The organism is Anaeromassilibacillus sp. SJQ-5 (genome assembly GCF_054108045.1).
The window spans coordinates 2,221,173-2,241,169 of sequence record NZ_JBPJWQ010000001.1 but is presented as its reverse complement, the minus strand read 5'-3'; the positions used below and the strand labels follow the sequence as shown (position 1 = coordinate 2,241,169).

The window sequence follows — 19,997 nt, the reverse complement described above, 5'->3', positions numbered from 1 at the left end:
TTACTTCGCCCGCCCGCCGCTTTCCAGCTTGCTTAAAAGCCGCCGGAAGGTGCCGGCGCAGGCGAGAAACTCCTGCTTTTCCTCCTCGGTGAACACGGCCATTTCGGGAGTCAGCTGCTCAGCGGCGTTCTCCAGCAGGCCGTCCACCACCTGCTTGCCCCGGTCGGTGATAGCGATCCGTACCTGGCGGCGGTTGTTCCGGTCATGGGTGCGGGTGACCAGGCCCTGATCCTCCATGGGATTGATGAGCTTAGTCAGCTGCTGCTTGGAAATGCCCATCTCCTCGGCCAGGGCCGACATGGTCAGCTCCCTCCCCGGGAACACCTGCAGGGTGAACAGCACGTCGAAGGCGCGGGAATGCAGCTTGATTTCCGCCAGCGGCGCCCGCGGCTTTTTCGATATGGCGAAGAAGAGCATCAGAAACTGAATACATTCTCGCGCCACCGAATGGTTGTCAACGATTTCCATATATACAGCTCCCTCCGTTCGTGTAAAAGTAAATATTCCACCCGGCGGATCGCCGGCTGTCTATCAGTATAAAACATGAGAGAATGATTGTCAAAGGTTTACTATTAAAATTTGATGAAGATCCGCGATCGAAACAGGAAAAAAGAGGAAAGCAGCCGTTCCCAGCTGCGCGGGAAAGCGCCGGTGCGCCCGCCAACCGCGAATCTTGTTGCCAGCGCGGGGGGAAGGATGTATAATGAAAGCACTTCCTGTTTGTATCAGCAATCGGGAAGAATGGAAGGGGCGTGGGAGGATGAAAACAGGCAGACGGCTCGCGGCAATTCTGGCGGCGGCCATGCTGCTCGCGGGGGCGGGCTGCACCAGCGGCCAGGGCGAGACCTCGGGGGAAACGGCGAAAACCGTGAAGCTGGATCCCAACAATCCGGTATCCATTACCCTGTGGCATTACTACAACGGATCCCAGAAAAACGCGCTGACCGACATGGTGGAGGAATTCAACAAGACCGACGGGCGGGACAAGGGCATCGTGGTGGAGGCCGTGAACCTGGGAAGCATCACCGAACTGAAAAACAGTATCCTGGATTCCGCCGCCGGCAAGGTCGGCAGCGATCCCGTGCCTAATATTTTCGCCGCCTATGCCGACACGGCCTATCAAATCGACAGCATGGGGCTGGTCACCGATCTCAGTCAGTACCTGACCCAGGCGGAAATCGACTCGTACATCCCCTCCTATATTGAGGAGGGCCGGATGGGCAAGGACAACGCCCTGAAGATTTTTCCCACTGCCAAATCCACGGAGGTGTTCATGCTCAACCGTACCGACTGGGACACCTTTGCCGCGGCGACCGGGGCGGATATCGGCAAGCTGTCCACCATCGAGGGGGTGACCGCAACCGCCAAGGCGTATTACGAATGGACGGACTCCCTGACGCCGGAGGTCAAGGACGACGGCAAGGCATTCTTCGGCCGGGACGCTGTCGCTAACTATTTTATCATCGGCTGCCGCCAGCTGGGGGCGGAAATCTTCCAGGTCAAGGACGGCGCGGTCACCTTCCAACTGGAGGAGAGCATGCTGCGCAAGTTATGGGATAACTATTATGTGCCCTTTATTCACGGGTATTTCGCCGCCAACGGCAAGTTCCGCTCGGACGACGCCAAAGTGGGCGATATTCTGGCGCTGGTGGGATCCTCCACCACGGCTTCCTATTTTCCGGCTGCGGTGATCAAGGGCGACAAGGACAGCTACGACATTAAGGCCACTGTTCTGCCCGCGCCCCGGTTCGAGGGCGGGCGGCCCTATGCCGTCCAGCAGGGGGCGGGGATGGTGGTCACCAACTCCACCGCGGAAAAAGAGTTTGCGTCGGTGGAGTTTCTCAAATGGTTCACCCAGGCGGATCGCAACCTGTCCTTCTCCGTTTCCTCCGGCTATCTGCCGGTGAAAAAGGAAGCCAACACCATGGAAAAGCTGGAGACGGCCATCGCCAAGCTCGGGCAGGATACCATTTCGGAGAATACCAAGGCCTGCCTGAAGGTGTCCATGCAGACCGTTTTGGACTGCAACCTGTACACTAACCGGGCGTTCAGCGGGGGCAACGAGGCCCGCAACGTGCTGGAGACCACGCTGACCAATCTGCTGAAAACGGACGGGGCGAAGGTGGCGGAGAAGGTCAAGGCCGGGGTGTCCCGCGGCGAAGCGGCCGCCGCCTTGACCACCGACGAGCATTTCCGCGAATGGACGGCCTCCCTGCGTAGGGCGCTGGACGCCGCCGTCAGCAGCGCCTCCGCGCAGGGGTAAACCGAAGCGCGGTTTTCCAGACAAGATAGCCGTTTGAGCCGGCAGGAGAAAGCAGGGTGAGATTCGATGACCTCTCGGAAAACGTCTATTATGAAGCGAATCCTGTGGCCGATCCTGCTGGTTTTCCTGGTGCAGGCGGGGATCTTTTTCGGTTCTATTCAGGTCAGCGGCGTTATTTCCGAGCTGCAGAAAAACGCCTTTGGCACCCTGACGGAAAAATCGTCCAGCCGTTCCAGCGATTTACAGAACCTGATGGTGCAGCGCTGGAGCAACGTGGGGGAGACTCTGAACCGGGTGCTGGCCTCCACGGAAACGGTGCTGGATGCTGCGGGAAAAACCCCGGCCGACATCACCGCCGACGGGGAGCTGACCCGGAAGCTGCTGGAAAAATACAGCAGCTCCATGGTGTATCTGCTGCGCCGGAACGCCGTGAGCGGCGCCTTCATCGTGCTGGACGGCAGCGCGGCGGATCGGGACGCGGACAGCCGGCTGCGCAAGCCGGGGCTGTATTTCCGGGACGCCGACCCGTCCACCGGGCCGACCGACAACTCGGATCTGCTGGCTGAGCGGGCCCCCTCGTATATCACCCAGAACACCAACATCGCCATGGATAGCCTGTGGATGCCCTATTTCACCTTCGACGAGCCGGCGGGCGGGGCGACGGCCGCCGCCTTTCCGGGGGACAGCAGCCAGGCGTTCTATTTCAAGCCTCTGCTGGCCGCCCGGGAGAACCCCGGCGCGGATTTCAGCGATTTGGGCTACTGGAGCCGTCCGTTTTATCTCAACGGCACAAATGGACGCGATGCCCGGGACGCGATGAAAATCATCACCTATTCGGTCCCCCTCCAGTACCGGGACGGGACGGTTTTTGGCGTGCTGGGGGTGGAAATCTCCCTGGAATACCTGAACAAATCCCTGCCCTCCGGCGAGGTGCAGACCGGCAACAAGGGAGGCTACCTGCTGGCCGTCCGGGAGGCGTCGGAGGATCCCGCGCAGTTTGCCTGCGCCCCGATCACCCAGAGCGGCTCCATGCTGGGCAACCTGCTGGGGGATTCGCCGGTCTTCACCTTTGAGAAAAGCGAGAAATTTGAAAACATTTACCACGCGCAGGCCGGCGGAAAGGAGCAGGCGGCCGCGACCGTTCACCCGCTCAAGCTGTATAACAGCCATACCCCATTCGAGGCGGATCAATGGGTGCTCGTCGGCGTGGCCAACCAGCAGGAGCTGCTGCGGTTTTCCCGTTCGGTGCAGAGGCTCATCGCCGTGGCGCTGCTCGCGTCCCTGGTGCTCGGCATCATCGGCATCGAGATTGTGGCCAAGCTCATCACCCGGCCCATCGCGGCGCTGGTGCGCAAGCTGCGGAACAGCGATCCCAGCCAGCCCATCCACCTGGAAGCGGTGCGCATCGCCGAAATTGACGAGCTGTCCGATGCGGTCCAGTCCCTCAGCCAGGAGGTGGCCGACGCGTCCTCCCGCCTGTCCGGCATCATAGAGATGGCGGGGATCGCCATCGGCGCGTTTGAATACGATAAGGAAACGCGGAAAGTGTACTGGACCGGGCAGCTGTTCGAGGTGCTGATGCAGGATCCGCCGCCCGAGGCCGTTCTCTCCGCGGACGAATTTGAGCGGCGGACAGAGGGCTTGAAGGACTGCTGTGAAGAAGTCTCCGAGGACGGGAGCCTGTGTATTTTCCGCCTGGAAAAGAGCGGGAATCCCCGCTGGGTGCGGCTGAAAGCCCTGGAGGCCGGCGATCGGTACATCGGGGTGTTCACCGACATCACCCAGGAGATGGTGGAAAAGAAGAAAATCGAATACGACCGGGATTACGACATCCTGACCAATCTGTATAACCGCCGGGCCTTCCACGAGCGGATGAAAGCGCTCTTTGCCCAGCCGGAAAAGCTACGGGTGTCCGCCCTGATGATGATGGATTTGGACAATCTGAAGTACATCAACGACACCTACGGGCATGATTACGGCGACAGCTATATCCGCCGGGCGGCGGACATGCTGCGGGACAATGCGGGGGATCAGGCGGTGGTATCCCGGCTCTCCGGCGACGAATTCGTGGTCTTTTTCCATGGGTTCGCGGATAAGGAAGGCATCCGGCGGGTGCTCGAGGGGATTCGCCAAGCCATGAAAACGGCGATCATCCGGCTGCCGGATCAGTCCTGCGTGCCGGTGCGGGCCTCGGCGGGGGTGTCGTGGTATCCGGACGATTCCCGGCAGTACGACGTTCTCATCCGGTACGCGGATTTTGCCATGTATATGGTCAAGCGCACCAATAAGGGCCAGTTCAATGAATTCGACCGCGAGAGGTATGTTCGGGAGGCCCACCTGCTGCAGTGCAAGGAGGAGCTCAACGACTTGCTGGAAAACGAGCGGGTGTCCTTCCAATTCCAGCCCATTGTGGACGCCCGTACCGGCGCGTTGTTCGGGGTGGAGGCGCTTATCCGGCCGCACACCGAAAATATCAAGACCCCCTATGAGCTGCTGAGCCTGGCCCGCTCCCAGTCCAAGCTGGGCGAGGTGGAGCGGCTGACCTGGTTCAAGGCGCTGGAGGGCTTCTCCCGTCTGCCGCTGGCGAACACGGGCTGCCGGATTTTCGTCAATTCCATTGCCAACCAGGTGCTGTCCGCCGATGAGCTGCAGCGGCTGGAAGAGACATACGCGCGGCTGCTTCCCCGCCTGGTGATGGAGCTGACCGAGGACGATCGTCCAGATGATCGCTTCACTGCTATCAAGCGGGAATTCGTGCGCCGCTGGAATGGGGCCCTGGCGCTGGACGACTACGGCACGGGCTACAACGGGGAATCCATTCTGGTGGATCTGTCCCCGGATTTCGTCAAGCTGGATATCGCTATCGTGCGCAACATCCATGCGGACAATAACCGTCTGCAGGTGCTGCGCAACCTGGTGTCCTATTCCCGGGAGCGGGGGATCCGTGTCATCGCGGAAGGGGTGGAATGCCAGGAAGAGATGGAGGTTCTCATTGAAAACGGGGTGGATTATCTCCAAGGCTTTTACCTCGGCCGCCCCGCCGATCAGCCCGGCCCGCTGCCGGAGGATATCGTGGGCTCCATCCGTGCCGCCGCGGCCCGCCGTACCGAACCATAAGAAAAGGACGCCGCTAAAACGGCGTCCTCAGGCTGTCGAAAAAGGGAATCCGCCATTCGTGAAACGAAAAAAGCGGAGGCGGGTTACCGATCGGTGTTTGCGAGGACATGTGCCTCGCAAACACACCTTATAGGCGAAAACCGGCGGAAACACATGTGTTTCCGCCGGTTTTCAAGAGCAGGGGTGGCACTGGCGGGGACAGAGGGAACAAGGCGAACGTCAGTGAGCCGCCGTGATCCGGCGTCCCCGTCCAGCAGCTTGTCGACAAAGTCGACAAGCTGAGGACGCCGCTAAAACGGCGTCCTTTTATGCGTTCAGCCCTTGGCGTCGTACCAGGTGGCGCCGGTGTGGACGTCCACGGCCAGCTTGACCTTCAGGCTGGCGGCGGCCTCCATCTCTTCCTTCAGAACGGCGGCGGCCCGCTCCGCCTCGGCGGCGGGCGCCTCCACGATGAGCTCGTCGTGCACCTGAAGGATCAGGCGGGCCTGCAGCCCCTCGGCGGCCAGCCGGTCAGACACCCGGATCATGGCGAATTTGATGATATCGGCCGCGGTGCCCTGGATGGGCATGTTGCGGGCCACCCGCTCACCGAAGGAACGGGTGACCCCGTTGGCGGCTTTCAGCTCAGGCAGGGGCCGGCGGCGGTGGAACAGGGTCTCGGCGCAGCCGGTTTCCTTCGCCCGCTCGATGAGGGCGTCCATGAAGCCCGCCACGGCGGCATAATGATGGAGGTACCCCTCGATATAGGCCTTGGCCTCGCCGTAGGAGACGCCGATGTCCTCGGAGAGGGAGTGGGCGCCGATGCCGTACACGATGCCGAAATTGACCGCCTTGGCCCGGGAGCGCATGAGGGGGGAGACCAGCTCCTCCGGCACCCCAAACACCTGGGAGGCGGTGATGCGGTGAATGTCCATGTCGGAGTTGAAGGCCTCGATCATCGTGGGATCTCCCGCCATGTGGGCCAGCACCCGCAGTTCGATTTGCGAATAGTCCGCGTCCACCAGCACCCAGCCATCCGGCGCACGGAAAAAGCGGCGCAGTTCCCGGCCCAGCTCCTGCCGGACGGGAATGTTCTGGAGATTGGGCTCGGTGGAGGAAATGCGGCCGGTGCGGGTTTCGGTCTGGTTGAAGGAGGAGTGGATCCGGCCGTCCGGTCCGATGACCTTCAGCAGGCCGTCGCAGTAGGTGGATTTCAGCTTGGCCAGCATCCGGTATTCCAGCAGCATGGAGACGGCGGGATGGGCGTCCCGCAGGCTTTCCAACACATCGGCGTTGGTGGAATAGCCGGACTTGGTCTTTTTCTTGGCCGGCAGGCCCAAATCCTCGAACAGGGCCTTGGCCAGCTGCTTGGGCGAATTGAGGTTGAAGGTATAGCCGACGGCGTCGTATATCTGCCGCTGGATGTCATCGATGCGGGCCTGCAGGGTTTCCCCAAAGGCGGCGATGCCGGGGCCGTCCGCCGCCACCCCGATGTGCTCCATGGCGGCCAATACCTGGGACAGGGGGATTTCCATGCCATTTAGCAGCTCCTCCAGTCCCTGGGCGGTGATTTCCTCGGCCAGGCGGTCGGCCGTGCCGGGCAGCAGGCGGATGGGTTCCGCCGCTGGATCCCCCTCGACGGCGTATTCCTGCGCCAGGCGGCCGAGCTCATAGCCGGAGGCCAGCGGGTTGAGCAGATAGGCGGCCAGCATGGTATCAAAGGAGAGGCCGGCCAGCCGGCGGCCCTGCCGCAGCAGCGCCGCGCCCAGCAGCTTGCCGTCGTGGGTGCGCTTGGCCACGGCGGGATCCTCGAGCAGCTCGAGCAGCCGCTCGAAACCGGGCGCGTCGGCGGGAATACAGGCCGTATGGCCCTCCCAGGCGGCGAACAGGCCAGTCAGTTCCCCGTCCGAGGTATCGGGAAGGACGTCCAGCCGCCCGCTCCGGCGGGCGGCTTCGCACAGGATGTCCAGCGCCTCCGGCCCTTCCATGGGCGGGGCGGCGGCCGGGGAAGTGTTCGCTCCGTTTTCGTCCAGCGCGGGGGTGGGCAGGGGGGCGTTCAGCCCCATTTTCTCTATCAGCTTGAAGAATTCCAGCTGGGCGAACAGGCGGGCCAGCGGCTCCCGCTGTACCGGACGGATTTGATAGGCGTCCATGGAGGTGTCCACCGGCGCGGTGCGGCAGATGGTGCCCAGCTCCCGGCTGAGATACGCGCTTTCCCGGCCGTTTTCCAGCTTCTGGCGCAGGCTGTCCCGAATCTCCAGAGCCGCGAGATCGCGGTAGATGGCGTCCAGCGAGCCGTATTTATGAAGCAGGTCCAGTGCGGTTTTTTCCCCCACCCCCGGCACGCCCGGGATGTTGTCGCTTGTGTCGCCCATCAGGGCTTTCAGATCGATGAGCTGATCCGGCGTCAGGCCGTATTTTTCCTGGATGGCGGCGGGGTCGTAGACGGTGGTTTCGGGCCGTCCCATTTTGGTGGCGGCCAGCAGGACGGTGACATGCTCGCCCACCAGCTGGAGGGAATCCCGGTCGCCGGTGGCTAAAAAGCAGTCGCCCTCCTTGGCGGCGGCGTCGGCCAGGGTGCCGAGAATGTCGTCCGCCTCGTACCCCTCGCGCTCCACCAGCGTGTAGCCCATCAGGGGCAGCAGCTGCTTGAGCACGGGGATTTGCTGCCGCAGCTCCTCCGGCATTCCCTTGCGTCCCGCCTTGTACGCGGCGTATTTCTCGTGCCGGAAGGTGGGGGCGGACAAATCAAAGGCCACGGCCACGTGATCGGGCTGGGCCATGTCCTGGAGCTTTTGGAGGATATTGAGAAAGCCGACCAGGGCGTTGGTGTATTGGCCGTCCTTGGTGGACAGCAGCTTGATGCCGTAGAACGCCCGGTTGACAATGCTGTTGCCGTCGATGACCAACAAGCGCATGCGAAGCGCCTCCTTCAAGGAAATTTTCGTTATCCGGATTAGTATAACACGTTTTCCGGAAAAATGAAACGACCGCCCGGCGCGAAAGAATACGCTTGTCCGGAATTCGTATAAAAAACCAGTTGACAGCGCCCGGCACGAATGCTATAATAACCCATGCATCCGAAAGGCGGACGCCTGGCGGAGCCATATGCGGTCGTGCTGGAACTGGCAGACAGGCACGTTTGAGGTGCGTGTGTCTTTGACGTACGGGTTCAAGTCCCGTCGACCGCACCAGACCCGTGGCCGGCAATTCGTAATGAGTTGCCGGCCATTTTTATTGTGTGGCTCGACCGCGAGCGGATATCTTGTTTGTCACCACAGTATATTTTGTCAAGAGAAGCCGATTGCTGTAAAACGATCGACTTCTTTTATTTTTATTACTTAGAATTACGTTAAGACTGGTCGCAGGATGGTCAGCCTGATACCGGGGTGGAATATATCGGCCGGTTCCTGGATAGGATAAGGCATATAGCGCGAAAGGGGATAGCCTTGCGATGGCATGGATTAAGAACATCGAGCACGAGAAATGCCTGGCCGTAACCGACGAGGTATCGTACCAGCCCGGGCAGATTGTCAGCAAAACGCTGGCGCAGACCCGCCACCACAGCCTGACGCTGTTTGCATTCGATCAAGGGGAGGCGATCAGCACCCATGAATCCGGCGGGGACGCCATGGTTCTGGGGCTGGACGGCCAGGGGGTCATCACCATCGACGGCCGGGAGCACCTGGTGCACGCCGGAGAAGCCATCGTTATGCCGGCCAAAAAGCCGCACGCGGTGTTGGCAACGGAGCCCTTCAAAATGCTGCTTATCGTCCTATTTCCGGAGGAGGTGTGACTATGAAAGTAAAAATTGATCGAGACGGCTGCATCGGCTGCGGGCTTTGCGCCGCCACCTGCCCGGAGGTGTTCCGCATGGCGGACGATGGGCTGGCGGAGGTGGCGGCCGCGCCGTCGCCGGATGTCGAGGACGGCGCGAAGGAAGCCGCCGACAACTGTCCGGTTCAGGTAATCGAAACGGAAGACTAACGCAGCTTTCATGCGGCAGAGCCCTCTGTGCGGGCTCTGCCGCTTTTTACTGTCCAAAAAATAAAACGGTGAAATATTCTGACGGGCAGCTCCTTTTGAGAACAAAAACAAAGAAATTTGCCCTGCAAATACCTGAATTTTATGGAAATACCCCGTCAATTTTTATCAGAATGATATTAAATGGGATTGAATATGCTACGCTATTTAAGCGGTTAAATAATGATGTGCCGCGGAAAGAAAGGAGAATCGGCATGAATCAGCTGGGGATTTTTCTGAATTTCTGGGAACAGAGCTGGGCGGCGGACCATGCGAAGTACATACGAAAGGCGGCGGCAATCGGCTACGACGTGCTGGAATTTCAGGCGCAGGCGCTGCTGGACATGGAGGAGGCCCGCCTGCTGGAGCTCAAGAATCTGGCCGGCGAGCAGGGGGTGGAGCTGACCTATAGCCTGGGGCTGGACCAGGCGTATGATATCTCCTCGCCGGATTCGGCGGTGCGGGAGCGAGGAATGGAGTACCTCTCCGCCATCATGGACCGGGTGGCCTTGATGGGCGGGCGAATCCTGTCCGGGGTGTCCTATGCCGGATGGGGCATTCCTGACGGGGCGATCGACAAGGAGGAACGGACGCGGCACAGCGTCGCGTGCATGAAAAAGCTGGCGGCCAAGGCGGAGGCGCTGGGGATTACCTACGGCATCGAGGCGGTGAACCGGTTTGAGGGCGTGGTGGTAAACACGGCCCGGGAGGCGGCGCGGTATGTGGACATGGTGGGCAGTCAGAACGTGGGGATCCTGCTGGATACCTACCACATGAATATCGAGGAGCCGTCCATCGGGGACGCCATAAGGCTGGCCGGAGACAAGCTCGTCGCCTTCCATGTGGGGGAGAATAACCGCAGCTGCCCGGGGCGGGGCCACCTGGACTGGGATGAAATTTTCGGGGCGCTGAAGGCCGTCGGGTATACCGGCCGCATTGTGGCGGAGCCGTTTGTGGCCGTGGGCGGCGAAGTGGGCCGCAGCGTCTGCAGCTGGCGCAGCCTGCTGGAGGATACGACGGAGGCGGCGCTGGACGCAGAAGCCGCCTATATGCTGGCGTTCGAGAAGGCCATGCTGAAAAAATGGGGGTTGTGAGATGCAAAAGACGACGATACGGCTGGGATACTGTCCGACCCGGCGGGATGTGTTCAGCCGGGAGGAGGCTATGCGGTACGGCCGGCTGGTGAAGGAGACGCTGGCGGGCCATCCGGTGGAGCTGGTGGATTTGGCGGGAATCAACGAGGAGGAGCTGCTGTTCCGGGACGCGGACGTGCCGGCGGTGGTGGAAAAATTCCGGGCGGCGGACGTCGACGCCCTGTTCTTCCCCCACTGCAATTTCGGTTCGGAGAACTGCGTGGCCCAGGTGGCACGGGAATTCCGGCTGCCGGTGCTGCTGTGGGGGCCGCGGGATGACGCGCCGGACGCGGAAGGCCTGCGCAGCCGGGATTCCCAGTGCGGCTTGTTCGCCACTGGCAAGGTGCTGCGCCGGCATAACGTCCCCTTCACTTATCTGACCAACTCCTGGGCAGACAGTCGGGAGTTTCATACGGGGATTGATAAATTCCTGCGGGTGGCCAGCGTGGTGAAGGCGGTGACCCGGCTGAAAATCCTGCAGATTTCCACCCGGCCGGCCCCCTTTTGCAGCGTCATCTGCAACGAGAACGAGCTCATCGAGAGGTTCGGCATCCAGTGCTGCCCGGTGACTTTGGACGACCTGGTTACCGAAATGGAGCGCGTCATGGCCGCGCGGGAGCCGGCGTTCCGGGAGACCGTGGAGTATATCCGCTCCATCAGCGCTGCCGGAAGCAAGGAGGGGATCGAAAAGACGGCGGGACTCAAGCTGGCCATGCGGTCACTGGCGGAGGCCCGCGGCTGCCGCGCCGTGGCGATTCAATGCTGGGATTCTCTGCAGCATCTGACGGGCGTCATGCCCTGCCTGTCCAACGCGCTGCTGTCGGACGAGGGACTCCCGGTGGTGTGCGAGACCGACATTCACGGGGCGATCACCGCCGTCATGACCCAGGCCCTGACCTTTAACACGGAGCCGCAGTTTTTCGCGGATTTGACCGTCCGCCATCCGAAGGACGACAACGCCGAACTGCTCTGGCACTGCGGCAACTTCCCCCGCTCCTTGGCGGGGGACCAGGCGAGCGCGACGGCGGGGCTGAATCGATACAACGCCGATCGCTACGGTGTGGCCCAATGGGAGCTGAAAAGCGGTGAGCTGACCATCGCGCGGTTCGACGGCGATCACGGGGATTACCGCCTGCTCATCGGGGAGGCGGTCACCACCGAGGGGCCGCGGAACCTGGGCAGTTATGTCTGGATGAAGGTGAAAAACTGGCCGCTGTGGGAGCACCGGCTGGTGGAAGGGCCCTACATTCACCATGTGTCCGGGGTGTACGGGCATTACGGCGACATTCTTCTAGAGGCCTGCCGATATATCCCCGGCCTGACGGCCGACGTGGTGGAGCCCGGCGCCGACGAACTGCGTCGTCGCTGGATGGCCTAGCCGCGCCGGTTGTCTGATCCCCCGGTTTGTGGTACACTCTGAGAAAACGCTGCTGGAAAGAGGGAAATGCCATGGCTGTGGAAAAGGCGTATAGGACAGACGCGGAGGCGATTCTGTCCCACCGATGGGATAACGGCGGCGATTTGTGGGCCACGCCGGATAAGAGGCTGCTCAAGGGCGCCCCTTTTTCCGCGCTGGAAAGTCCGCTGTACCTGCTGGAGCTGGGAATGGAGCCCGGTGATCCGCTTATGCATCAGGTCGCCGCGCTGTTTTTCAGCGTCTGGCAGGAGGACGGGCGCTTTAAGATGTATCCCCAGGGTGGCATCTATCCCTGCCAGACCATCCATGCGGCCGATCTGCTCTGCCATCTGGGTTATGCCGGCGACGCCCGGCTGCAAAGAACCTGGCGGCACCTGCTGGACACCCAGTGTGCCGACGGCGGCTGGCGCTGCCTGAAGTTCAGCTTCGGCCGCGGCCCGGAAACGGCGTATTCCAACCCTTACCCCACCCTGGTGGCGCTGGACGCCTTCCGCTTTACGGACAGGCTCAACCGGGAGCCGGCGCTGGACAGGGCGGTGGAGTTCCTGCTGGAGCACTGGCGGATAAAACGGCCCATCGGTCCCTGCCATTACGGCATCGGCACCCTGTTCATGCAAGTCGAGTACCCCTTCCGGAACTATAATCTGTTCCAATACCTCTATGTGCTCTCCTTTTACGAGCGGGCCCGGAAAGACGAGCGGTTTCTGGAAGCGCTGGCGGCGCTGGAAACCAAGCTGGACGACGGCCGGATCGTGGTGGAACGCGTGGTGCCCAAGCTGGCCGGCCTGAATTTCTGCCGCAAGGGACAGCCCAGCGAACTGGCCACCAGGCGGTACCGGGAGCTGCGGCGCAACCTGGGCCGGTGATGAGCCGCAGGCGCTGCCCGAACGGGCGGCGCTTTTTTCAAGGAATATTGTAAACCAAAAATAAATTATTGGTTTACAAACGGGACGGCGTATGCTACAATGGCATCATTCGATTCCGGACAAGGAGAGGTGCATATGGCGCTGAAAACCGCGTTGCTGCAAATTCTGGAGGAACATAGGGACGCGCCGGTGTCGGGGCAGGCGCTGGCCGATCGGCTGCACGTTTCCCGTGCTGCCGTCTGGAAAGCCATGAAAGCGCTTCAGGCCGAGGGGCACCGCATTACGGCGGTGACCAACCGGGGCTACCAGCTGGAGAGGGACAGCGACGTACTGACCCCCCAGGGGATCCGCTGCCGCCTGCGGCCCGCTTACCAGGACTGCGCCATCCGGGTGGACGCCCGCGTACCGTCCACCAACACGCAGGCCAAGAAGCTGGCGGCGGACGGGGAGGCCGCGCCCTCCCTGCTGCTGGCCGACGGGCAGACGGCCGGCCGGGGCCGGATGGGGCGGGCCTTTTTCTCCCCGCCCGGGACGGGGCTGTATATGAGCGTGCTGCTGCGCCCGGCGGTACAGGCGGAGGAGCTGCCACTGGTCACCTTGGCGGCGGCGGCCGCCGTCTGCGAGGCCGTGGAGGAAGCCGCCGGGGTGTCCACCCGTGTGAAATGGGTCAACGACATTCTTGTGGACGGCCGAAAGGTGGCGGGCATCCTGACCGAAGCGGTGGGGGATTTGGAGAGCGGCACCATGGAAAGCGTGGTGGTGGGCATCGGCGTCAATGTCAAAACGCCCGCCGACGCGTTCCCTGAGGAGCTGCGGGAGCGGGCCGGGTCCCTTTTGCCCGCCCAGGTGTCCCGCTGCGACCTGGCCGCCGGCATCGCCAACCGCCTGCTGACCTACGCCGATTCCCTGCCCGAGCGCCGGTATCTGGAGCCCTACCGGGAGCGGCTGGCCGTGCTGGGCAAGCCGGTACAGTATAAGCAGCGTGAGCGGTGGATGACCGGCCGTGCCGTGGACTTAAGAGAGGATGGCTGCCTGCTGGTGGAAGGGATCGGCGGCGTGGCCGCCCTGCGGGGCGGAGAAATTCGGATGGAGGGGGAATGGCAATGACAGCTTCGACGCGGGTGCGCCGCATGACCCTGTGCGGGTTGTTTTCCGCTCTGATCGCCATCGGGGCTTTTATCCAGATTCCCGTCCCCTTCATGGATTACTTCACCCTGCAGTTTTTGTTCGTCCTGCTGGCCGGCATGCTGCTCGGGCCGGTCAATGGAACCATCGCGGTGGCGGTGTACGTGGCCGTCGGGCTGGCAGGGGTGCCCATTTTTGCCGCGGGCGGCGGCATTTCGTATCTGTTCCGGCCCAGCTTCGGCTATCTGCTGGGCTTCATCGCCGCCGCCTGGCTGACCGGCTTTCTCTGCCGGAAAACCCGTGCGGCCCGAATGCGGCAGTTCCTGCCCGCCGCCTTCGCCGGCATGGCCGTGACATATGGCGTCGGTTTCCTGTACAAGTATCTTATCCTCAATCAATATTTGGGACAGCCCACCCCTCTGCTGGTGGTCGTTTTGTCCGCCTTTCCGCTGGATATGCCCGGGGACGCTGTGCTGTGCCTGGCCGCGTCGGCGCTGGCGGGCCGGCTGCGGGCTGTTCTGGTAAGGGAGCGGCTGGTATGATACAAAAGCTGAAGGACAGGGTGCTGTCCGGACAAGAGCTTACCGGGGAGGAGGCACTGTCCCTGGCGGAATCCGCGCCCCTGGCGCCTTTGTGCGCGGCGGCGGACGAGATCCGCTCGCATTTCTGCGGGAACCGGTTCGAGCTGTGTTCCATCGTCAACGGGAAATGCGGCCGGTGCTCGGAAAACTGCAAATTCTGCGCCCAATCGGCCCATTATCCCGTGGACACGGAGACCTATCCGCTGCTGGAGGCCGACGAGCTGGCGCGCCGCGCGGCGGCGGACGGGGCCAAGGGAGTGGGGCGCTTTTCGGTGGTCACGTCCGGCCGGACGCTGACCGACGGGGAGACGGAAGCCCTGTGCGGGGCGTACCGCCGGATACGGGACGAGGGGCGCGCGGCCCCCTGCGCCTCCCACGGGCTGCTGACGGAGCCGCAGCTCCGCCGCCTGCGGGGGGCCGGGGTGATCCGATATCACTGCAACCTCGAGACCTCCCGCCGGCATTTTCCCGCCGTCTGCACCACCCACAGCTACGACGACAAAATCGCCACCCTGCGCCGCGCCGGCCGGGCCGGCCTAGAGCTGTGCAGCGGCGGCATCCTGGGGCTGGGGGAGACCATGGCGGATCGGGTGGATATGGCGCTGGATCTGCGCCGGCTGGGGGTGCGCTCGGTGCCGCTCAACGTGCTGAACCCCATCCCTGGCACTCCCTTCGCCGGCTTTCCCCGGGTGACGGGAGAGGAGCTTTGCCGCACGGCGGCGGTGTTCCGCTTCCTGCTGCCCCGGGCCGCCATCCGCCTGGCCGGGGGCAGGGGGCTGCTCACGGACAAGGGAACGGCGGCCTTTCGTTCGGGGGCCAACGCCGCCATCACCGGGGACATGCTGACCACCGCCGGCATCACCATCGCGGAGGACTTGGAGCGGGTGAAGCGGCTGGGCTATGAGGTGGGATTGCTGTGAAACAAGGAATTTTCGTCACCGCCACCGGCACCGACGTGGGCAAAACCTATGTGTCCGGCTTGCTGGTCAAGGCCCTGCGGGCCCGCGGGATAAACGCCGGCTATTTCAAGCCCGCGCTCAGCGGCGCCGAAAGGGAAGGAGGGCGGCTGGTGCCCGGCGACGCCCGCTGGGTCTGCCGGACGGCGGGCCTTCCCGGGGATCCGGCGGATTATGTGGCGTATTTATACGAGCAGGCGGTGTCCCCTCATCTGGCGGCCCGGCTGGAGGGTCCGCCCATCGAGCTGGCGGCCATCCTGGAGCGGCAGCGCGCCGTGGGGGAGCGGTTCGCCTATCTGGTGGCCGAGGGCTGCGGCGGCCTGTTCTGTCCGCTCCGGGAGGGGGAGCCTCCCCTGCTGCTGGCCGATGTGGCCGCCGCCATCGGCTTCGATTTGCTGCTGGTGGCCCCGTCCGGCCTCGGTGCCATCCATGCGGCGGTGGTCACGGCGGCCTATGCCGAGCGCCTGGGCCTCCCGGTGCGAGGGATCCTGCTCAACCGCTTCGACGAGGAGAATATCATTCATCGGGACAACCGGGAGCAAATCGCCCGCTTTACCGGCCTGCCGGTGGCGGCCGTGCCGGAGGGCGCTGTGGAGTGGGATCCGCCTGCCTGGCTGCCCTGAACGGGGAAAAAGACAAATTCGGACAACTAAAAAGCGAAAACGGCTATAGCCGCCGGCGTTTTTTCCATATATAATGTGGATAAGACAGGAGAGGGGGAACCGGTATGCAAACCATCGGATTTATCGATTATTTTCTGGATGAATGGCACGCCAACAATTACCCGGAGTGGATTAAACAGGCGTCCGGCGGGGAGCTTCAAGTGGCGTACGCCTATGGGAAAATCGACAGTCCTCGGCCGGGCGGCCTGACCACCGACGACTGGTGCGCCAAGTACGGCATCACCCGCTGCGCGACCATCGAGGAAGTGGTGGAGAAAAGCGACTGCCTGCTGGTGCTGTCGCCCGATAACTGCGAGATGCACGAGGAGCTCTGTCAGATCCCTCTGCGTTCGGGCAAGCGCACCTATGTGGACAAGACCTTCGCGCCCGACCTGGCGGCGGCCGAACGGCTGTTTGCCATCGCCAGGCAGAGCGGCACCCCCTGCTATTCCACCTCGGCCCTCCGGTTCGCTGCGGAATACCGGGACATCCGGCCCGACGAGGTGACGGCCGTCAGCTGCTGGGGCCCCAACGATTTCGACACCTATTCCGTCCACCAGCTCGAGCCGCTGATGATGCTCATGGGGGCGGAGCCGGCCCGCGTGATGTGGCTGGACGGCGAAAAATGGATGTCCCTGGCCGTGCAGTTCCGGGACGGGCGCTGCGCCACCCTGTCCTGCTTTGCAGGAGGCTCCCCGTTTGTCACCAATGTGAGCCTGCGCTCCGGCAACCGCCTGATCACCGTGGAGTCGGACTTCTTCGCCGCGTTCATCGAGGAGCTCTGCCGCTTTTATCAAACCGGGGAGGTGCGGGTGCCGCACCGGGAAACCCTGGCGATTATGGCGGTGCGGGGCGCCGGCCTGCTGGCCGCTAAAACGCCCGGCGTCTGGGTGGACGTTCCCTCTCCGGCAGCTGCTACCGCCCTGTAATATGCGCCCCGTATGCCGCGAAAGCCGCCGGCATACGGGGCGTTTTTTGCAGGCTGCCGGCCCCCGAAAATCATCGGGCGGTTTCCAGCATAAACTCCCGCCCAAGCGCGTAAGATAATGGTTGTAAATTCAAAAGGGAAGTGCTATAATGTCCCAAGCAATGGTTCCGTACCGCTTCGTACGGGGACGCAATCCCCGTGGCTCTATGACACAGGGATGACCGCTGGGAGGCACCGAAAACCCATGTTGAAAGCCGTTTCTAAACGAATACGTTCACTCAGGCCGGTTCAAATCCTCACGCTGGGATTTTTATCGGTTGTTTTAATAGGCGCCGGCCTGCTGTGCATCCCCTTCGCCACGGTGAAGGAGGGGACGGACATCACCTTTATGGACGCGCTGTTCACCGCCACCTCCGCGGTCTGCGTGACCGGTCTGACGGTGGTGAACACCGGGCTGGTGTTCACCCTGTTCGGCAAGCTGGTCATCCTCTCGCTGATACAAATCGGCGGCCTGGGCTTTATGACCATCGCCTCCATCCTCTTTATGGTGGTGGGCAAGCGGATCTCCTTGAAGGAGCGGCTTCTGATTCAGGAGTCCTTCAATACCGATTCCCTGCAGGGCATGGTGCGCCTGGTGCGCAACGCCGTGGCGGTTACCTTCGCGGTGGAGGGGATTGCGGCCCTGATTCTCTGCGCCAGGCTCATCCCGGAATATGGAGTGGGGAAGGGGATTTTTCACGCGGTGTTCCTGTCCATCTCCGGCTTCTGCAACGCGGGCTTTGACGCCTTCGGCTTTGAGAACTCCATCGAGTACTATATGACCGACCCGGTAATCAATCTGGTGATCATGGCCCTCATCACCCTGGGCGGCATGGGCTTCGCGGTGATTATGGACGTGCTGCGCAACCGCCGGTTCAGCAAGCTGATGCTGCACAGCCGCGTGGTGCTGCTGATGTCCCTGGGGCTGTTCTTCACCGGCTTTATCCTCACGGCGCTGTTCGAGTGGAACAATCCCGGCACCTTGGCCAAGCCGGACGTCGGCCCCGGGGGGAAGGTTCTCGCCTCCGCGTTCCAGTCGGTGACGCTTAGGACCGCCGGCTTCGACACCCTGGGACAGGGGGATCTTACTCCCGCCATGCAGCTGGTGAGTATCATCCTGATGTTCATCGGCGCGTCCCCCGCGTCCACCGGCGGCGGCATTAAGACCACCACCTTTTTCGTGGTGATGCTCTCGGTTATCGCCACCGTCCGGCAGCGGCAGGATTACAATTACCACCACCGCCGTCTGGCGGAAGGGCTGGTCAAGCGGGCCCTGGCCCTGGCCACCCTCGCCCTGAGCCTGGTGATCATGGATACCGTCGTCATCAGCGCCATCGAATACTGGAGCGGCGGGCAGGAAAACATGGTGGATATCCTGTTCGAGGTGGTGTCCGCCTTCGGTACGGTGGGCCTGTCCACCGGCATTACGGCGGGGCTGCACGATGTGGCAAAATTCATGCTGATCATCACCATGTTCTGCGGCCGGGTGGGGCTGCTGACCGTGTCCATGGCCCTGTCGGGCGGCGGGAACAAGGCCAGCGCCGTCCGGTACCCGGAGGATCGGATGATGGTGGGCTGACCCCTCGGACGTATAAGACAGTGGTTTGAAAGAAAGCCGTTTGACTTTCAAACGGGTTGTGTGCCTTTCCGGCTTCGCCGGGATCGGCACATTCCCCGGACTCTGGAAAGGAATGAGCGATTAGTTTGAAACAGATTGCGGTATTGGGGCTCAGCCGGTTCGGCGCCAGCGTGGCCCGCGCCCTGACCAACATGGGCGTGGAAGTGATGGGGGTGGACAAAAACCCCGATAAGGTAGCGGATCTGGCCCACGACATCACCCACGCGGTGCAGGCCGACATTTTGGACGACGACGCCCTGGACTCCCTGGGGCTGCGGAATTTCGACGTGGTGGTGCTCAGCATCAAGGATGTGGAAATCAGCTGCATCGCCACCATGGCCCTCAAGGATCACGGCGCGGTCAAAATCGTCGCCCAGGCCGGTGGGGAGGCCCACGGCAAGATCCTGGAGCGTATCGGCGCCGACAAGGTGATTATGCCGGAAAAGGACATGGGTATCCGCCTGGCCCGCAGCCTGTCCAGCAACAACCTCATCGACTATATGGAATTGTCTGCCAAGCACAGTCTCATGGAGCTGGAGGCCATCGATGAATGGGTGGGCCGCACCCTGAAGCAGAGCAATATCCGCAACCGCTACAAAATCAACGTGGTGGCCATCCGTTCCGGCAAGGTTCTGCGTGTGGCTCCCGGCAGCGACGATATCATCCACGATGGCGATGTGCTGGTCGTCATCGGGGAAAACACGGACCTGGAACGGGTGAATAAGCTGGGCAAGCGCTGATTGGCCGCTGCCTGACGGGAAAGAGGGCGGGACCATGAAAACACGGTACACCGCGCTGCAGATTGCGCTGGAGGCCATAGGGGCCCTGCTGATCGTCTTGATGGCGGTGTTCGTCATCGTCCACTGGAATACCCTGCCGGAGGCGATCCCCGGCCACTACGACAGTCACGGGGACGTCGACCGCTGGGCCAGCCGGTGGGAAATATTCGTCATGCCGCTTATCGGTCTGGCTATTTATCTGCTGCTGACGGTCTTGGCCGTATTCCCGCGCTTGTGGGGGCTGCCCGACTCGTTGCCGCAGGCGCAGCGGCGCGCAATACATATCCGGGTGCGCACCATGCTGGGCGTGTTGAAGCTGGAGATCCTCGGCGCGATTTTCTACATCACGCTGCGTACCGTGGAAAGGATGCCGGTGCCCGGCTGGTTCCTGCTGGCGTTCCTGCTGCTGCTGGGCGGTACGCTGGCCGGTTTCCTGTTTAGTATCAGCCGGCTGAATAAACAGTAAAAAACCCGGCCCGCATCGTCAAGATACGGGCCGGGTTTTTTGCCT

The 19,997-nt window shown here is 62.4% G+C and carries 17 protein-coding genes and 1 tRNA gene; 16 read left to right on the top strand and 2 right to left on the bottom strand.

Translation table 11 applies throughout. The annotated features are described in order from the left end of the window. Window positions 1-468, bottom strand: coding sequence for a MarR family transcriptional regulator (locus tag ACSAMM_RS09585; protein WP_178723392.1), 468 nt, complete (start codon window positions 466-468; stop codon window positions 1-3). Between the two features lie 292 nt (window positions 469-760). Between ACSAMM_RS09585 and ACSAMM_RS09580 the strand changes: the two genes are divergently transcribed. Next, complete coding sequence (locus tag ACSAMM_RS09580) at window positions 761-2,263, top strand: extracellular solute-binding protein (protein WP_457791184.1); 1,503 nt, start codon at window positions 761-763, stop codon at window positions 2,261-2,263. Between the two features lie 90 nt (window positions 2,264-2,353). Then, complete coding sequence (locus ACSAMM_RS09575) at window positions 2,354-5,380, top strand: EAL domain-containing protein (protein ID WP_457791183.1); 3,027 nt, start codon at window positions 2,354-2,356, stop codon at window positions 5,378-5,380. 314 nt (window positions 5,381-5,694) lie between these two features. Here the strand turns inward: ACSAMM_RS09575 and polA are convergent, their stop codons facing one another. Next, window positions 5,695-8,277 (bottom strand): DNA polymerase I, encoded by a 2,583-nt coding sequence (polA, locus tag ACSAMM_RS09570; protein WP_457791182.1) that lies wholly within the window; start codon window positions 8,275-8,277, stop codon window positions 5,695-5,697. Between the two features lie 192 nt (window positions 8,278-8,469). Between polA and ACSAMM_RS09565 the strand changes: the two genes are divergently transcribed. The 14 genes from ACSAMM_RS09565 (at window position 8,470) to ACSAMM_RS09500 (ending at window position 19,952) form a co-directional block, all read left to right on the top strand. Further along, window positions 8,470-8,553 (top strand) — tRNA-Leu (locus tag ACSAMM_RS09565). A gap of 260 nt (window positions 8,554-8,813) precedes the next feature. Then, on the top strand, window positions 8,814-9,155 hold the full coding sequence (locus ACSAMM_RS09560; RefSeq protein WP_178722929.1) for a cupin domain-containing protein: 342 nt from the start codon (window positions 8,814-8,816) through the stop codon (window positions 9,153-9,155). Between the two features lie 2 nt (window positions 9,156-9,157). Beyond that, a complete protein-coding gene (locus ACSAMM_RS09555; protein WP_178722930.1) occupies window positions 9,158-9,346 on the top strand; it encodes a 4Fe-4S domain-containing protein in 189 nt (62 codons plus the stop codon). A gap of 251 nt (window positions 9,347-9,597) precedes the next feature. Beyond that, entirely contained in the window at window positions 9,598-10,476 is an 879-nt protein-coding gene (locus tag ACSAMM_RS09550; RefSeq protein WP_457791181.1) for a D-psicose 3-epimerase, read from the top strand. Between the two features lies 1 nt (window position 10,477). Continuing rightward, complete coding sequence (locus ACSAMM_RS09545) at window positions 10,478-11,893, top strand: L-fucose/L-arabinose isomerase family protein (protein ID WP_457791180.1); 1,416 nt, start codon at window positions 10,478-10,480, stop codon at window positions 11,891-11,893. A 71-nt stretch (window positions 11,894-11,964) separates the two neighbouring features. Next, the gene (locus ACSAMM_RS09540) at window positions 11,965-12,798 is read left to right on the top strand and encodes a prenyltransferase (RefSeq protein ID WP_457791179.1); all 834 of its coding nucleotides are present in this window, start codon (window positions 11,965-11,967) and stop codon (window positions 12,796-12,798) included. A 135-nt stretch (window positions 12,799-12,933) separates the two neighbouring features. Beyond that, window positions 12,934-13,905: a biotin--[acetyl-CoA-carboxylase] ligase gene (locus ACSAMM_RS09535; RefSeq protein WP_457791178.1), complete on the top strand. Its 972-nt coding sequence runs from the start codon at window positions 12,934-12,936 to the stop codon at window positions 13,903-13,905. Next, complete coding sequence (locus ACSAMM_RS09530; protein WP_457791177.1) at window positions 13,902-14,465, top strand: biotin transporter BioY; 564 nt, start codon at window positions 13,902-13,904, stop codon at window positions 14,463-14,465. The genes ACSAMM_RS09535 and ACSAMM_RS09530 overlap by 4 nt, the downstream gene beginning before the upstream one ends. After that, window positions 14,462-15,424, top strand: a complete 963-nt coding sequence (bioB, locus tag ACSAMM_RS09525) for a biotin synthase BioB (protein ID WP_457791176.1) — start codon at window positions 14,462-14,464, stop codon at window positions 15,422-15,424. Before ACSAMM_RS09530 ends, bioB begins: the two co-directional genes overlap by 4 nt. Beyond that, window positions 15,421-16,083, top strand: a complete 663-nt coding sequence (bioD, locus tag ACSAMM_RS09520) for a dethiobiotin synthase (RefSeq protein ID WP_457791175.1) — start codon at window positions 15,421-15,423, stop codon at window positions 16,081-16,083. Before bioB ends, bioD begins: the two co-directional genes overlap by 4 nt. A gap of 104 nt (window positions 16,084-16,187) precedes the next feature. After that, the gene (locus ACSAMM_RS09515; RefSeq protein ID WP_457791174.1) at window positions 16,188-17,051 is read left to right on the top strand and encodes a hypothetical protein; all 864 of its coding nucleotides are present in this window, start codon (window positions 16,188-16,190) and stop codon (window positions 17,049-17,051) included. Window positions 17,052-17,294: 243 nt separating this feature from the next. Further along, a complete protein-coding gene (locus ACSAMM_RS09510) occupies window positions 17,295-18,668 on the top strand; it encodes a TrkH family potassium uptake protein (protein ID WP_457791173.1) in 1,374 nt (457 codons plus the stop codon). A 125-nt stretch (window positions 18,669-18,793) separates the two neighbouring features. Then, window positions 18,794-19,447 (top strand): NAD-binding protein, encoded by a 654-nt coding sequence (locus ACSAMM_RS09505; protein WP_178722949.1) that lies wholly within the window; start codon window positions 18,794-18,796, stop codon window positions 19,445-19,447. 34 nt (window positions 19,448-19,481) lie between these two features. Further along, window positions 19,482-19,952, top strand: a complete 471-nt coding sequence (locus ACSAMM_RS09500) for a DUF1648 domain-containing protein (RefSeq protein WP_457791172.1) — start codon at window positions 19,482-19,484, stop codon at window positions 19,950-19,952. Window positions 19,953-19,997 lie beyond the last annotated feature (45 nt).